Annotated in this window: 14 protein-coding genes; 7 read left to right on the top strand and 7 right to left on the bottom strand. The window is 45.0% G+C overall.

The features are described 5' to 3' along the window. Positions 1–68: 68 nt before the first annotated feature. The 5 genes from eno to LT679_RS14545 all read left to right on the top strand — a co-directional run bounded on the left by eno (position 69) and on the right by LT679_RS14545 (position 5,832). Positions 69–1,364: a phosphopyruvate hydratase gene (eno, locus tag LT679_RS14565; protein WP_232178336.1), complete on the top strand. Its 1,296-nt coding sequence runs from the start codon at positions 69–71 to the stop codon at positions 1,362–1,364. Positions 1,365–1,551: 187 nt separating this feature from the next. Next, entirely contained in the window at positions 1,552–1,848 is a 297-nt protein-coding gene (locus LT679_RS14560; RefSeq protein ID WP_232178335.1) for a hypothetical protein, read from the top strand. A 57-nt stretch (positions 1,849–1,905) separates the two neighbouring features. Continuing rightward, positions 1,906–3,435 carry a glutamine-hydrolyzing GMP synthase gene (guaA, locus tag LT679_RS14555; RefSeq protein ID WP_232178334.1) on the top strand — a complete coding sequence of 510 codons (1,530 nt, stop codon included), beginning with the start codon at positions 1,906–1,908 and terminating at the stop codon, positions 3,433–3,435. Next, entirely contained in the window at positions 3,422–4,666 is a 1,245-nt protein-coding gene (locus LT679_RS14550) for an ABC transporter substrate-binding protein (RefSeq protein WP_232178333.1), read from the top strand. Before guaA ends, LT679_RS14550 begins: the two co-directional genes overlap by 14 nt. After that, positions 4,663–5,832, top strand: coding sequence for an RsmB/NOP family class I SAM-dependent RNA methyltransferase (locus LT679_RS14545; protein ID WP_232178332.1), 1,170 nt, complete (start codon positions 4,663–4,665; stop codon positions 5,830–5,832). Before LT679_RS14550 ends, LT679_RS14545 begins: the two co-directional genes overlap by 4 nt. Before the next feature lies 1 nt (position 5,833). Here LT679_RS14545 and LT679_RS14540 read toward each other — a convergent pair whose 3' ends face one another. The 5 genes from LT679_RS14540 to LT679_RS14520 all read right to left on the bottom strand — a co-directional run bounded on the left by LT679_RS14540 (position 5,834) and on the right by LT679_RS14520 (position 12,132). Continuing rightward, a complete protein-coding gene (locus LT679_RS14540; RefSeq protein WP_232178331.1) occupies positions 5,834–6,409 on the bottom strand; it encodes a MarC family protein in 576 nt (191 codons plus the stop codon). Positions 6,410–6,431: 22 nt separating this feature from the next. Further along, the gene (locus LT679_RS14535) at positions 6,432–7,583 is read right to left on the bottom strand and encodes an MFS transporter (protein ID WP_232178330.1); all 1,152 of its coding nucleotides are present in this window, start codon (positions 7,581–7,583) and stop codon (positions 6,432–6,434) included. A gap of 92 nt (positions 7,584–7,675) precedes the next feature. Next, a complete protein-coding gene (locus LT679_RS14530) occupies positions 7,676–9,160 on the bottom strand; it encodes an amino acid permease (protein ID WP_232178329.1) in 1,485 nt (494 codons plus the stop codon). A 138-nt stretch (positions 9,161–9,298) separates the two neighbouring features. After that, complete coding sequence (locus tag LT679_RS14525) at positions 9,299–9,697, bottom strand: response regulator (protein WP_232178328.1); 399 nt, start codon at positions 9,695–9,697, stop codon at positions 9,299–9,301. Between the two features lie 200 nt (positions 9,698–9,897). After that, positions 9,898–12,132: a sodium-translocating pyrophosphatase gene (locus tag LT679_RS14520; RefSeq protein ID WP_232178327.1), complete on the bottom strand. Its 2,235-nt coding sequence runs from the start codon at positions 12,130–12,132 to the stop codon at positions 9,898–9,900. Positions 12,133–12,385: 253 nt separating this feature from the next. Between LT679_RS14520 and LT679_RS14515 the strand changes: the two genes are divergently transcribed. Both LT679_RS14515 and dacB read left to right on the top strand, forming a co-directional pair. Further along, positions 12,386–13,840, top strand: coding sequence for an APC family permease (locus LT679_RS14515; protein ID WP_232178326.1), 1,455 nt, complete (start codon positions 12,386–12,388; stop codon positions 13,838–13,840). Beyond that, positions 13,812–15,224, top strand: coding sequence for a D-alanyl-D-alanine carboxypeptidase/D-alanyl-D-alanine endopeptidase (dacB, locus tag LT679_RS14510; RefSeq protein WP_232178325.1), 1,413 nt, complete (start codon positions 13,812–13,814; stop codon positions 15,222–15,224). Before LT679_RS14515 ends, dacB begins: the two co-directional genes overlap by 29 nt. Before the next feature lie 3 nt (positions 15,225–15,227). On the opposite strand, the gene LT679_RS14505 is transcribed toward dacB, so the two are convergent. Both LT679_RS14505 and LT679_RS14500 read right to left on the bottom strand, forming a co-directional pair. Beyond that, positions 15,228–15,815, bottom strand: coding sequence for a DUF4230 domain-containing protein (locus LT679_RS14505; protein ID WP_232178324.1), 588 nt, complete (start codon positions 15,813–15,815; stop codon positions 15,228–15,230). A gap of 174 nt (positions 15,816–15,989) precedes the next feature. After that, positions 15,990–16,409: an OsmC family peroxiredoxin gene (locus LT679_RS14500; RefSeq protein ID WP_232178323.1), complete on the bottom strand. Its 420-nt coding sequence runs from the start codon at positions 16,407–16,409 to the stop codon at positions 15,990–15,992. Positions 16,410–16,531 lie beyond the last annotated feature (122 nt).

Genomic DNA, 16,531 nt, shown 5'->3' with positions numbered 1-16,531 from the left:
GCGTTTTAGCTAATTAGCTTTAACTTAGCGCAGTTTAAAGTTTTAATAAAAAACGCTGATAAATAACTATGAGTATAATAATTGATGTTCATGCACGCCAGATACTTGATTCGCGTGGTAACCCTACAGTTGAAGTAGATGTATTGACCGAAAATGGTGCACTTGGCCGCGCCGCAGTACCTTCAGGCGCATCAACCGGTGCACACGAAGCTGTTGAATTAAGAGACGGCGATAAAGCTGTTTACCTGGGTAAAGGTGTTTTAAAAGCAGTTGCCAACGTAAACGAAAAAATTGCCCCTGCTTTAAAAGGCGTAGATGTATTTGAGCAAAATACGATCGATGACATCATGATCAAATTAGATGGTACCGAAAACAAAGGTAACTTTGGTGCCAACGCTATATTAGGTGTATCATTAGCGGTAGCTAAAGCAGCAGCTCAGGAGAGCCGTCAGCCTTTATACCGCTACGTAGGTGGTGTTAACGCTAACACTTTACCTATCCCGATGATGAACATTGTTAACGGTGGTTCGCACTCTGATGCGCCTATCGCTTTCCAGGAGTTCATGATCATGCCTATCGGCGCTACTTCATTCTCTGAAGCTTTGCGTTGGGGTGCTGAGGTGTTCCATACACTGAAAAAGATATTGCACGATCGTGGCCTTTCAACCGCGGTAGGTGACGAAGGTGGTTTCGCGCCAACCTTTGGCGGTACTGAAGATGCTGTTGAAACCATCATCCAGGCTATCGAAAAAGCAGGCTACAAAGCAGGTGAGCAAATTTACCTGGCGTTTGATTGCGCTGCTTCTGAGTTCTACAAAGACGGTAAATACGACTATACTAAGTTTGAAGGCGAAAAAGGTGCTATCCGCACCAGCGCTGAGCAAGCTGAATACCTGGCATCATTAACTGAGAAATACCCAATCGTATCAATCGAGGACGGTATGGCTGAAGATGATTGGGATGGCTGGAAATTATTAACCGATCGTATCGGTAAGAAAGTACAGTTAGTAGGTGACGATTTATTTGTTACTAACGTTAAGCGTTTACAGGACGGTATTGATACTGATACAGCTAACTCTATCCTGGTAAAAGTAAACCAGATTGGTTCGTTAACTGAAACCATCAACGCGGTAACCTTAGCGCAAACTAACGGTTATACTTCAGTAATGAGCCACCGTTCGGGCGAAACTGAGGATGCTACCATTGCCGACCTTGCTGTTGCCCTTAACTGCGGTCAGATCAAGACCGGTTCAGCCTCACGTTCAGACAGGATCGCGAAATACAACCAGTTACTGCGTATCGAAGAAGAATTAGGCGAGAACGCCCGCTTCATCGGTAAAAACTTCAAGTTTTTGAAAAAGTAATTTGTTGATAGCCAAAAGCTAATCACAAAATTCTTAACTATATTAAGGCCGGTTAATTCCGGCCTTTTTTGTTTTAAACATGAACCGTATCCCGATTTTTTGACTCTCAATATTGTTTTTGCTTTTATGCGGATGTTGTCCTTCTGATGAAAAGCTACATTTGATCTCACCCTCAAAAAAGTACAGTTTGATTGTTGATATCAATAATACAGCGGACAACAAAGTGAAAAATGGATGCTTAAGGTTAAAGCTATACACCCAAAACAATACATGGTTAAGCACGCTGCAAACCGGCGCGTCTGACTATATGAAGTGGCAGGTATCATGGCATCCAACTGATGATACCATCATTGTAGATAGTAAGGATATTGGGTATACCGCATATCAAATAACAGCAGGTAAAAATATCAGCCCCGTTATATGGACAGAGGAATTAAAGGCTGTGGCCGACAGCGCCTTTAAAGTTAAGTACCATGATAATTAGATAAAACTATCTTCAAACTCATTTTTTACATTTCGCATCTAAATCCTATCTTTGCCCATGCAAGAAAAAATCCTCATTCTTGACTTCGGTTCGCAGTTCACCCAATTAATAGCGCGCCGTGTCAGGGAGCTTCGCATATACTGCGAGATCCATCCCTTCAATAATTTTCCTGAAGTTGACGGCGGCGTAAAGGGTATCATCCTTTCGGGTTCGCCTTATTCTGTTCGTCAGGACGATGCGCCTCACTTTGATTTCGCTAAGTTTCATGGCTCATTGCCGATACTTGGTGTATGTTACGGCGCGCAGTACCTGGCCCACTTTAACGGCGGCGAAGTATTGCCATCAAGCACGCGCGAGTATGGCCGTGCCAACCTGCAATATATAAACCATGAAAACCCGTTGTTGAAGATGATCCCGGCTGATTCGCAGGTGTGGATGTCGCATGGCGATACCATTGCCCGTTTGGCTGATAATTTTGAGGTAATTGCCAGTACCGATAGTGTACGTGTTGCCGCTTACCATGTAACCGGCTCGCAAACCTACGGCATCCAGTTTCACCCGGAGGTAACTCACAGTGTGGATGGCAAGCAACTGCTGCATAACTTTTTAGTAGATATTTGCGGATGCTCGCAGGACTGGACGCCGGATTCATTTGTTGAAACCACCATCGCGCAGCTTAAAGAAAAACTGGGCGACGATAAGGTAGTGCTTGGTCTTTCGGGGGGTGTTGATTCATCAGTGGCGGCGGTATTGCTGCACCATGCTATCGGCAAAAACCTGCACTGCATATTTGTTGATAACGGCCTGCTGCGTAAGGACGAATATGAGCTGGTGCTCGACTCGTACAAGCACATGGGCTTGAACATAAAAGGCATTGACGCCAAACAACGTTTTTACGATGCCCTGGCCGGTTTAACCGACCCTGAACTGAAACGTAAAGCCATCGGCCGCGTATTCATCGAAGTATTTGATGATGCCGCGCATGAGGTTCAGGATGTAAAATGGCTTGGCCAGGGCACTATCTATCCTGACGTAATCGAATCGGTATCGGTTAAAGGACCATCGGCTACCATCAAATCGCACCATAACGTAGGTGGCTTGCCTGATTTTATGAAGCTGAAGGTAGTTGAGCCGTTGAATACCCTGTTTAAGGATGAAGTGCGAAACGTTGGCAAGGCTTTGGGTATTGATCCTAATATTTTAGGCCGCCACCCATTCCCGGGTCCGGGTTTGGCTATCAGGATATTAGGTGAGGTAACCCCTGAGAAAGTACATATATTACAGGAAGCCGATGCAATTTACATCAACAATTTAAGGGCTGCCGGTGTTTATGATAAAGTTTGGCAGGCAGGCACCATCTTCTTACCGGTACAGTCGGTAGGCGTAATGGGCGATGAGCGCACTTACGAAAATGCGGTAGCGTTGCGCGCGGTTGAATCAGTTGACGGTATGACGGCCGATTGGTGCCATTTACCGTATGAACTGCTGGCTAAAATATCAAACGAAATTATCAATAACGTAAAAGGCATAAACCGGGTAGTATATGATATCAGTTCGAAACCACCGGCCACTATTGAGTGGGAATAAGTGGTTACTAATTTTAGTTGTTGCACTTGCTGCTGCGTGTTCGCCAAAAACACGCCCTGTTAGTAAGGGTACAACTAAGCCAACTGATAAAACAACCGGCACAACCGATAAGTCTGTTAAGGACAAAAAAGACGAGAAGAATAACAAGAAGGTATCAGATAAAAAAGTATCAAACATCGCTTTGATACTGCCTTTCGGCCTCGATCATTTGAACCCCGGCGCTAACTACAGCGCCGCGGGTTTAAAAAAAGCTTCCATCGCGTTAGATTATTACCGTGGCTTTAAGCTTGCGCTTGACTCACTTACCGGCGAAGGTGCTAATTATCGCGTGCAGTTGTTCGACTCAAAAGATGAGCCCTCACAATCGCATAGTCTGGCGTTAAACCCACAGATCAAGAATAGCGACCTGATTGTTGGCCCTGTTTTCCCTGACGGCATGAAGGCGTTTACCACTGTGCCGGGTAACAACAAAAAGCTGATCCTTTCGCCGCTTTCACCATCAGCGCCAACTACCTATAATGCCGAGAATCTGATAACGGTAATCCCACCATTGGAATACCATGCCCTGCGTGCGGCGGAATTCGCGGTAGATAAATCGAAGACCAAAAAGATATTCGTGCTTACATCCGGCTTTAGTGCCGAGTTGCCTTACATCAGATACTTTAAGAAGGCTGTTGACAGTTTGAGCAAGAAAAAAATAAAAGTGGTTCAGCTAACCGTAACACGCGGCAACCTGAAGCCGATTGTAGCGCAGATGACCAAGTTTGACCGTAATGTTATGGTTATACCGTCAACCAACCAGTCGTTTTTAAAAATTACTTTATACTCGTTGGATACGCTGGCCAAGCGATACCCCATGACGCTGATCGGCCATCCTAACTGGGAAAAGTTCAGCTTCCTGAAATCGGACCAGATGCAGCGCCTGAACGCTTACATCACATCGGCCGACAGGGTAAACTACCGCTCGCAGGCTACCATCACCTTTATGCGTAACTATCGTCGCGCTTATCGTGCCGAACCATCTGAATATGCCATTAAGGCCTTTGATGAGGGTATGTACTTTGGTCAGCTACTGGCTGATGATAACGATAAGCTGAAAAGTCTTGATGATAACGAATTCAGGGGTCTGCATAACAGCTTTGACTTTATTTACAAAAAAGACCAGGGTTGGGTGAACAAACATGTAAACCTGTTGCGTTACGAGAATTTTGAACTAAAGCAGGTAGAATGAAGGCACTGAATCAGCTGAAAACGTTTTTACGTATTTTGGATGAATATCCGGCTGATACGCCGCTGGGTAAGTTTTTGCCGGGCTTCTACCGCCTTAACAAACAAATGGGTTCAACGGACCGTAAGGTGGCGGGTAGGTTGGTGTATAACTATTTCCGCCTGGGTAGGGCACTACCTGCGCTGCCGCCCGAAGAACGTTTAATGGTTGCCGAGTTCTTATGTAACACGCAGTCCAATTCCTTTCTTCAGCACTTTAAACCCGAGTGGGCGGCTTGCATCGGCTTCAGCATTAATGAAAAGATAGCGCTAATTAAAACCACATATTCTGATTTTAAACTGGATGAGGTTTTCCCTTGGTCGGCCGAGCTATCCGTAGAGGTAAATAAGGACAAGTTTCTGCGCTCCTTCTTTATTCAGCCTGATCTGTACATACGGGTATTCCGTGGGCACGAAGCGCAGGTTAAAGCCGAACTTAATAAAGCGGACATTCTTTTCAAAGACGAAGGCAACGGTTGCCTTTGTTTGCCTAATGGCACCCGGCTCGAAAATATATTGCCCCGCCAACAGCACTTGTATGAGGTGCAGGATTATTCATCCCAACAAACGGCCAATTTTTTTAAACCCGAACGCTGGGATAAATGGTGGGATGCCTGTGCGGCATCAGGCGGTAAATCATTGTTGTTGCACAGCTTGCAGCCGGATATTAAACTGGTGGTATCTGACGTTCGCGAATCTATCCTGGCCAATCTCGACGAGCGTTTCCATCAGGCAGGATTGTTCAAGTACCAAAAAAAGGTGCTCGACCTGACCCAAAACCCCGAACAGGAAATGCACGATTACGCATTTGACGGCATTATATTAGATGCCCCTTGCAGCGGCTCCGGTACTTGGGGGCGCACGCCGGAAATGATCAGCCAGTTCAACCCGCAGCGGATATTGTTTTTTCAGCGTTTGCAGCAAAGCATCGCCCGTAACGTAGCCAAATATCTTAAACCCGGTAAAGCGCTTATATACATCACCTGCTCGGCATTTAAGGCCGAAAACGAGGATGCCGTTGAGTTTTTAACTACGGAGTTAGGCCTGAAACTCGAAAGCCAGCAGATATTGAAAGGCTACGAACGTAAAGCTGATACCATGTTTGTAGCGCGATTGATCCGCCCGGAATAGGTTACAGCCCGCTATTACTCCTGAACAGTTTTATCGCGATAGCTAAAAGTATAACCCCAAAGGCTTTACGCAAAATACTTAGGCCTGCCTTGCCCAGCAGGTGCTCCAGCCATTTTACATTTTTTAATACCAGATAAACTATAGTGGTATTAATTACGATTGCTGCCAGAATGTTCTGCGTTTGATATTGAGACTTTAGGGATAGTAGCGTAGTCATGGTACCGGCACCGGCGATAAGCGGGAAGGCCAGGGGCACGATAGATACTGTTTTGGCCATCTCCGGATCATCCTTAAAAAAGGTAATACCTAAAATCATTTCCATCGCTATAATAAATATTACGATAGAGCCCGCGATAGCGAAGGAAGATATATCAAGGCCGATAATATCCAGCAGTTCATTACCCACAAATAAAAAGGTAACCATTAATATCAGTACAGCGATACTCGCTTTTTCTGATTGTATATGCCCCGCGCGCTGGCGCAACTCGATAATTACGGGTATTGATCCTAAGATGTCAATAATGGCAAAAAGGATCATGGTAACCGATAGTACCTCTTTAAAGATAAGTGGCTGCATAAATTATAATAAAGGTCAGTGTTTAGCAGTCCTGCCGTTTAAGCTTAAAACTAAGCAACAAAGCGGTAAGGATGTACAAAGATGCTAAAAAGAAAATACTATGCAGTGATATGGCTGTCACAAAACCTGCGGTGACAGGCCCCAGCGTTTGGCCGATAGAGGTGTATGATTGATTGATACCTAAAACCTTGCCTTGTTCGTCGTCGTTTGAGTTATCAGCAATTATGGCATTGAGCATGGGGTTACGTAGACCGTTAAAAAGGCCGTATATGCCTATCGCGGCAGCAAACAACCATAAGCCGGATGCCAGGCCGGCAAGCGTCATGGCGCCCAAACATACCAATGTAGACAGCAGGAGTATTAACGCTTTAGAACGGCATACCCTGGTAAAAAATGGCACCAGCAATTGCATGATGATACCGGTAACGCCAAAGCCCGCGTAAAAAATTCCGGTTTGCGCCGGCGACAATTTAAGTTCATCGTTAGTAAACGTTTGGAAGCCGATAATCATGGTGAATTGTGCCATAGTCAACAAAAAGCCTATAAATATGCTTACGCCAATCGTTTTCTGTTTTAGAATACTAACCAGCGATGCGAAGCTGAACTTATATGCTCGCTCTTTATCTGTTTTGCAGTTGGTTTCCTTAAGTAAGAACACGGTCAACAGCACACCGATAAGCGCTATGCCCGCCGCGAAATAGAAAGGTACATGCATGCCGTATTTGCTGAGCAAGCCACCCAATGCAGGCCCGGCAACAAAGCCAAAACCAAAGGCCGAGCTGAGTATGCCGAAGTTCTTTGCCCTGTCTTCGGGAGATGATACATCTGATACCATGGCCTGCGCTACGGATATATTGCCGCCGGTTAAACCATCCAATATCCGCGCGGCAAAAAGCATGATAACGCTGCGCGCCTGGGCAAACAATATGAAGGATATACAAGTGCCTATTAAGCTGATGACTAATACCGGCTTGCGGCCCCACTTGTCAGACAGGGAACCAAGCAACGGCGTGGCGAAGAACTGCGCAATGGAAAATGCCGCCGTAAGCAAACCCAAAGTTTCGCTGGTGATGCCAAACTTTTTACCGTAGCTGTACAGCAATGGCACCACAATGCCAAAGCCCATGGAGTTGATAACGCAAATAACGGCCAGTATCCACAGGCTTTTCTTCATTCAGTTTAGTTTATGGTTAATGTACAAGCATTTAAAAACAAAAAAGGTTCTGAAATTTTTCAGAACCTTTTTATATAAGCTTTTAATAAAAATTATTCGGTGTAATGTGGGTTTGGCGGATCGTTAGGGATACTTACTTTACCGTTACGGATAAGCGAATGCTTTTTACCGTAAACTGCATAAATAATTAAGCCTAACAACATCCAGATTGCTAAACGTAACCATGTATCGCCAGGTAATGAAACCATCATGGAAATACAGATCAAAATACCTGCGATTGGTACAAAGGGAACCCAAGGCGTACGGAACGGACGCGGAGTATTAGGGTCGCTTTTACGCATCACCATAACACCAACGCAAACCAGTACGAACGCGAACAGGGTACCGATTGATACCATTTCGCCCACAACGTGTACCGGTACAAATGCAGCGAATAAGCTCACAAACACCGCGAATAGTAAGTTTGATTTGTACGGAGTTTGGAACTTTTTATGAACCTGACCAAATACCTGCGGAATAAGACCGTCTTTTGACATGGTATAAAATATGCGCGACTGGCCCATCAGCATCACCAGGATAACTGAGGTATAACCAGCAAGGATAGCCAGGATGATAGCTTTTTGCAACCAGGCGTAAGGGGTTTTAGCAATAGCTACTGCAACCGGTGCAGCGCTGTCTTTAAACTCCTTATAGTTGGCAACACCTGTCATTACGTGCGAGAACAATACATATAATAAAGTACAGGCCAATAATGAACCGATGATACCGATTGGCATACCGCGTTTAGGATCTTTAGCTTCCTGAGCGGCGGTTGATACGGCATCAAAACCGATGAAGGCGAAGAATACTACACCTGCTCCGCGCAATACGCCCGACCAGCCGAACTCGCCGAATTTGCCGGTGTTTTCAGGAATGTAAGGAACGTGGTTTGATGGGTTGATATAGCTCCAGCCCACTGCGATGAATACCAATACTACAGCTACTTTTAATATTACCAGGATGTTGTTTACAAAAGCTGATTCTTTAGTACCCCTGATAAGGAGCAAAGAAAGGCAAACGATAATAAATACCGCAGGTAAGTTGAAATAGCCGTTAACTATGCTGCCATCAGCAAGGGTTACGCTTTCCCATGGCGACATGGTAAACTGCGGCGGTATATGTATATCATATAAATGGAGAAACTTTGTAAGGTATTGCGACCAACTGATAGATACTGTTGCCGCGCCGAGGGCATACTCCAACACCAAATCCCAACCGATTATCCATGCCATAAATTCGCCCATTGTTGCGTATGAATATGTATACGCCGAACCCGCAATGGGGATCATACTGGCAAATTCTGCATAGCACAAACCGGCAAAAGCACAGCCAATAGCGCCAATAACAAATGAAATGGTTACCGCGGGGCCTGCGTTATTAGCAGCGGCTAAACCGGTTAGCGAGAATAGGCCCGCGCCGATAATAGCACCAATACCCATGGTTACCAGGTTGAAGCTGCTAAGTGTTCGGCGTAATGTGCCTTCGCCGCTTGCTGATGCTTCTTTTAGTAATACATCAAGTGGTTTTTTAAATCTCATATATAATGTCAGTTAATATATCAAGTCCAAACCTACTTAATTTTATTGATATGATAAAGTGCTGATTATATCATCAAAACAAAACATTAATTTTTGTGTATGTTGATGCAAATATTTCAAAATTGTTACCGCAAAGTGTTAGGCTTTGGCGCGGTCGTTATAAATTTTGATCAGGATATCGGTGCTCAATGGCTTCACCAGGTACGATTTTACAAATGGGTATTTTTTTGAACGTAGCATATCATCCGCATCAATTGATGAGCTTACAATATAGATATCTATAGGTTTGCCGATTCTTTGATGCATTTGCTTATACTGATCTAAAAAACCCCAGGCATTAATATCAGGCATGTTAATATCGAGTAGGATCACGTCGGGCAATTCTTCGGTATTAGTGAGGTTTTGCTCAAGAAATTTTAAGGTTTCCAGTCCGTTGGTTACGTGCTTGGTATTATCAAAAAGGCCGGTATTTTTAAGCAGCTTCAACGCGATGAAGTGCTCCATCGGGTTATCATCTATCATTAATATTCTGTTCATGTTATCGTAATTAATATAAGTATTAATCCAATTACCATACCCGCCTTGTTAATATCACCGTTTGAAGCTAAAACTTGCTATCTGACATCCTGATTACAAAAAACAATGGGGAAACAGCTATACCCATTGTGGGGAATGCAGCAAACATTGCCTCGTAAAAAAATTGGCACAACCGTTTGCAGTTGTGCCAATTCATGTATTTAAAGCCGGTGCTTTTGCGGGCTGGTTATCGTTTTTTCTAATGATTGTTCTTTAATTTGTTTTTGTATGCGTTCATTGGTGTTTACTTCGTGATGCAGGTGCGGCGCGATAACCAGGGACACGATAGACATCAGCTTGATCAGGATGTTCATGGATGGGCCAGAGGTGTCCTTGAACGGATCACCTACGGTATCGCCGGTAACGGATGCCTTATGCGGTTCTGATTTTTTGTAATGCACCTCGCCGTTGATCTCCACACCTTTTTCAAATGATTTTTTAGCATTATCCCATGCGCCGCCCGCGTTGCTTTGAAAGATGCCCATCAGCACACCAGATACGGTAACACCCGCCAGCAGGCCACCCAATACTTCGGGGCCAAAAGCAAAACCGATGATAATAGGTGTGATTAGGGCGATAAGGCCGGGGGCAACCATCTCACGGATGGATGCTTTGGTGGATATAGCTACGCACTTCTCGTATTCTGGTTTCGCTTTATATTCCATAATACCCGGTATCTCCCTAAACTGACGGCGAACTTCCTCAACCATTGACATAGCCGCCCGCCCTACAGCCGATATAGCTAATGCCGAAAATATAAAAGGGATCATGCCACCTACAAACAAACCTGCCAGTACGTCGGCCTTATAAATATCAATATGCTCAATGCCCGCTACACCCACAAATGCCGCAAACAACGCCAGCGAGGTAAGCGCTGCCGATGCTATGGCGAAGCCTTTACCTGTGGCAGCTGTAGTGTTACCTACCGCGTCGAGGTTATCGGTTCGGTGCCGTACTTCTTCAGGCAGGCGGCTCATTTCGGCAATACCACCGGCATTATCGGCAATTGGCCCGAACGCGTCAATAGCCAGCTGCATGGCTGTAGTAGCCATCATGCCGGCCGCGGCGATAGCTACGCCGTATAACCCAGCAAAATGATAGGAGCCAAATATACCAGCTGCCAGTACGATTATCGGCAATACGGTTGATTCCATCCCGATAGCTAAACCGCCAATGATGTTGGTGGCATGCCCGGTTGATGATTGTTTAATAATGCTCAATACGGGGCGTTTGCCCATGGCGGTATAGTATTCGGTGATGATTGACATCAGCGTGCCTACTATTAAACCGACTATAATTGAAAGGAACACACCGGTTTTATCAAATACCTTAGCCCCCTCTTTAATGGTTTCGGTACCGGGTACCAAATCGCGTGTGAGGTGCAGGTTACCGTCGGGCAGCATCCAGTTCACTATAAAAAAAGTGGCTATAGCAGTAAGTATGATAGATGCCCAGTTGCCTATGTTAAGCGCGCTTTGTACGCTATCGTTTTCATTTTTAATTTTTACAAATGATGCTCCCACGATGGAGAAGATGAGGCCTAGACCTGCGATCACCATTGGTAGCAGTACCGGGGCAATGCCACCAAATGCGTCAATAGATACAATCTCTCTTCCCAATACCATTGTTGCCAGCATGGTGGCCACGTATGATCCAAACAAATCGGCGCCCATACCGGCTACGTCGCCCACGTTGTCGCCTACGTTGTCGGCAATAGTGGCAGGGTTACGTACATCATCCTCAGGAATACCCGCTTCAACCTTGCCCACCAGGTCGGCACCCACATCGGCAGCCTTAGTATATATACCGCCACCTACACGGGCAAATAAAGCGATAGACTCGGCACCCAGCGAAAAACCGGCAAGCACTTCAAGCGCTTTTTCCATATCCTCGCCGTTAACTTGGGTGCCAACGTACATTTTATAAAATACGATGAACAGCGATCCTAAACCTAAAATAGCTAAACCGGCAACGCCAAGGCCCATCACGGTGCCGCCGGTAAATGATACTTTAAGTGCTTTTGCCAAGCTGGTGCGCGCTGCTTCGGTAGTGCGCACGTTGGCTTTGGTGGCAATGCGCATACCAATGTAACCCGCAAAGGCTGAAAGCAACGCGCCGATAACAAATGAAATAGCGATTACCGGGCTTGAGGTACTAACCGTAGTGCCCGACCATGCCAGCAATATTACCGCGATGATTACAAAATAGCTGAGCACCTTCCACTCGGCACGTAAAAACGCCATGGCGCCCTGGGCAATGTAACCGGCAAGTTCAGTCATGTTGGCATCGCCGGTAGGTTGCTTGCTAACCCAGGCCGCTTTTCCGGCCATTACTATTATACCCACAATGCCTAATAGTGGGATCAGATAGATCAAGTAATTGTTTAAGAACTCCATAAAAAATTGGTTATAATTTGGTTTATAATACCCCGTAGAAGAAGAAGTGGGGTTAAATGCAAATTAGTAAAAATTATATTACAAAGGCATGATATTAAACTTTTTAAAAAGTGGATTCAGGCACTTGTTATCAATAATATAGTCGATGATCATCGGGTTAATTTCGGGGATTAAATGGCTAATTTAGGTGCTTTTGGTTACTGAAATTTATACTTATCTTAACCCACATATTAACTAACCTCAAAACAATTGTATGAAAGAAAACACTTCTTCCTCCGGAATGAAGCACGAACTTGGCCTGCTTGACGGCACCATGCTGGTTGCCGGTTCCATGATCGGGTCGGGCATTTTTATTGTAAGCGCTGACATTATACGTAATGTTGGCTCGGCAGGCTGGCTGATCGCCGTATGGCTGATAACCGGCTTTATGACGCTTACCGCCGCCGTGAGCTACGGCGAGCTGAGCGCCATGTTCCCGAAAGCGGGCGGGCAATATGTTTACCTTAAAGAGGCATACAATAAGCTGATCGGTTTTTTATATGGATGGAGCTTTTTTGCCGTGATACAAACCGGAACCATTGCAGCGGTTGGGGTTGCGTTCTCCAAATTCTTTGCCTATCTGTGGCCTGCAGTTAGTGAGGATAATATATTGTTCAGCTTTAATTACTGGGGCGATAAAACGTTCAACTTTAGCGCAGCGCAACTGGTATCTATCATACTCATAATCTTACTTACCTACATCAACACTAAAGGGGTTAAGGGCGGGAAGATCATACAAACTACCTTTACTATCACCAAGCTGGTGAGCTTATTCGGCTTAATCATCTTCGGTTTTATTATGGCCAAAGGCGATGTGTGGACGGCTAACTGGACTAACGCCTGGGATTTGCATAACCTGAATAAGGATGGATCTACCGTTAACCTGACTATGGTTGCCGGTTTAGGTGCAATTGCGGCATCGCTTGTAGGCTCCATATTCAGCAGCGACTCGTGGAACAGCGTAACCTTTATTGCCGGGGAGATGAAAAATCCGCAGCGTAATGTAGGATTAAGTTTGTTTTTAGGTACGCTGATAGTAACTATTATATATGTTGCGGCGAATGTGATGTACACATCTGTATTGCCACTGCAGGAAATTGCTAATGCCGAAAAAGACCGTGTGGCTGTGGCGGCCTCTACTGTAATTTTTGGTAACATAGGCACGCTGCTTATAGCGCTTATGATTATGATATCAACCTTCGGCTGCAATAACGGATTGATCCTGGCCGGTGCGCGTGTATATTATACCATGGCTAAGGATGGGTTATTCTTTAAAAAAACAGGTACGCTTAATAAGTTTTCGGTGCCTGAATATGGCCTGTGGCTGCAATGCGGTTTAGCTTGTATATTGTGTTTGAGTGGCACTTATGGTAACCTGCTGGATATGATATCGCTGGTGGTTGTAATATTTTATGTACTAACCATTATTGGGATTTATATTCTTCGCGTAAAACGCCCGGAAGCGCCTCGCCCATACAAAGCTTTTGGTTATCCGGTGTTGCCTGCTATTTATGTGGTGATGGGTATTGCGTTTTGTGTATTACTATTGATATATAAACCTGAGTATTCATTACCCGGGCTTATTATAGTTTTAATTGGCATACCTATCTACTATATTGCGAAGCGAAACATAAAAGAGGATGATGAGAAAACGGAGCTGGTTAGTTAGCTTTTTATTAATAACAGGATATGCCCATGCCCAAACGCTACAGCAGCAATTGCAAACAGCGTTTGGTAAGTTACAGCAGGACAGCCAATGTCGCTATGCATCGGTATCATTAACCGTACTGGATGCTAAAACCGGCGAACAGGTTTTCACCGCCAACCCAAACATGGGGCTGGCTACAGCGTCAACCTTAAAAACCATTACCTCGATAACTGCCTTTAACCTGTTAGGAGCCGATTATCAGTACCAAACCACTATTGGTTATACGGGCAGCATTACCACAGATGGAACACTTAACGGCAACATCATTATAAAAGGCGGCGGCGACCCAACCCTCGGTAGCTGGCGCTGGAATACTACTAAAGAAAATTATATTCTCAACCTACTGGTGGCCGCCGTGCAAAAGGCGGGCATAAAAAAAATAAGTGGTAGCGTTATTGGCGATGACAGCGCCTACGGCACACAAGCCATACCCGATGGTTGGATATGGCAGGATGTCGGCAACTATTACGGCGCCGGTATTAACGCCCTATGCTGGCACGAAAACCAGTTTGACATTAAGCTGAAAACAGGTGCAGTAGGTTCGGCTATCTCGGTTGACCGTACCATACCGCTGATGCCTTACCTCAACTTTAAAAGTGAATTAACTAATGCCCCTGCCGGTACCGGCGACCGCGCCTTTATTTATTTGCCCGTAGGCGGTAAGCTGATGTACCTGCGCGGTACTTACGCGGTCGATCAAACCAAGAAAACCGTATCCGGCGCTATGCCCGATCCAGCTTTTGATGTAGCTTTGAGATTAACCGATACCATGAACCGCCTCGGCTTAAAGGTAAGCGGCGAACCGCAATCAACCCTGACGCTTGCTGTTAAAGGGGAAACCGCACCTGCAATAGCTAAAACGCTGACCGTTATTGAATCGCCGGAGCTGAACAAAATCATTTACTGGCTCAATCAAAAAAGCCTTAACCTTTACGCAGAGCAACTACTGAAAACCATTGCCTTCAAGGCAGGCAAAGAGCCGACCACACCCAATGGTATTACTGTACTGCAGGATTTTTGGAAAGCTAAAGGTATCGACATAAAAACACTGAATATTTATGATGGCAGCGGCCTGTCGCCGGGGAACCGGGTAACTACGCTAACTATGGCGCGCATACTGCAATCGGCCAAAGGCCAAGCCTGGTACAAGTATTTTTATGACAGCTTGCCGATATATAACGATATGAAAATGAAAAGCGGCAGCATTGCCGATGTGCTGGCATACACCGGTTATCAAACCTATAAAGGTCGCGAGCTATGCTTTTCTATTATTGTAAATAATTACAACGGCACCACTAAGGGCATTAAGGAAAAGATGTTCCGGGTGCTGAATGTAATGAAATAACGTCTATTTGAATTTAAGTACCACCTTTTTGCCGGAGATACCTTCGAGCAAGGGTTTAAATATGAGTTGGGCATTATCGCGCGCTTTGCCGGTAATGTTCATCTTTTTGCTTTCGTCAAGTATCTTTTTCTCGGCTATCTTATAAACATCCTCCACCATATCCCTCGCGTTGCTCGGGAACCAGGCTCCGGTAATATCATACACCTTTGATTGCTGATGATCTAATTTGGCATAGCAGATCTCAGGTTGGGGTAGTGTTACTGTAACACTGTCCTTACTCTGGATAATATCACTTTCTTTTACTTTGGTCAGGTCGATACAAGCAGTAACCTCGCCAACAGCCAGGAACAATACTTTCTCGTCGGGCAAAAAAGTATGTACTTCTTTCTTCTCCACAATATCTTTCATGGCGTATTTAACCAGTTCGAGCTTACCCATGCTGGTAATTTTTTGCACCATTACCACTTGGCTTACCTCGGTTTTGGTTTCGGTAAACTGGCGCTTGATGTAGAAGAAAAGGTAAGCCAAAAAGCCAACGATCACTAAAAGGATAATCAGGCTAATGGATACACGACTGCGGGTACTTGACATTTTTTTATTGTTTTATACTAACGTGAATTCGGGTGCCCACCCAAACCTCCCGAGGGGAAGGCTTCAAAAAAAGTCCTTCCCTTCGGGGAGGATTTAGGAGGGGTTCCAAACTTTTGTTAAACTAAAAGAGCAGACCTGAATCTGCTCCTTTAGTTTAATTACGGTATTCAAAGATTACGCGTAAGTTACATTCAGGCTGATAGGCACGCTCAAAGCTTTTGAGATGATACAGTTTGCTTTGGCACCTTCGGCAACTTCTTTAAATTGCTCTTCAGATACACCCTCAATTACTGATGCTTTCAACTCCAGGTGGATGGCGGTAACTTCAAGTTTAGCCATATCCAGCTCAAGGATTGCCTCAGTGTTCAGGTCACCGGCGGTGATGCCTTGCTGGGTTAAGGTAGCGCTAACAGCCATGGTGAAGCAGCCAGCATGAGCGGCAGCTAAAAGTTCCTCCGGGTTGGTACCCACGCCACTCTCAAAACGGGTTTTAAATGAATATTGGGTTTGGCTTAGGGTAGTGCTTTGGGTGCTTAATTCACCTTTGCCTTCTTTTAAATTTCCGGCCCAATGGGCGGTTGCTGTACGTTTCATAGTAATTGATTTATGTTTAGTTTGTATGTAAAGTTAGATATTTTAGACCATAGACGATAGTCCATAGGCCATAGTATTTGTTTTAAGTTTTGATAGTTTATAGTCCATTGTCGATGGTAAGA

The organism is Mucilaginibacter roseus (assembly GCF_021215455.1).
Lineage (GTDB): Bacteria > Bacteroidota > Bacteroidia > Sphingobacteriales > Sphingobacteriaceae > Mucilaginibacter > Mucilaginibacter roseus.
This window is presented reverse-complemented; position numbering and strand designations above follow the sequence as displayed.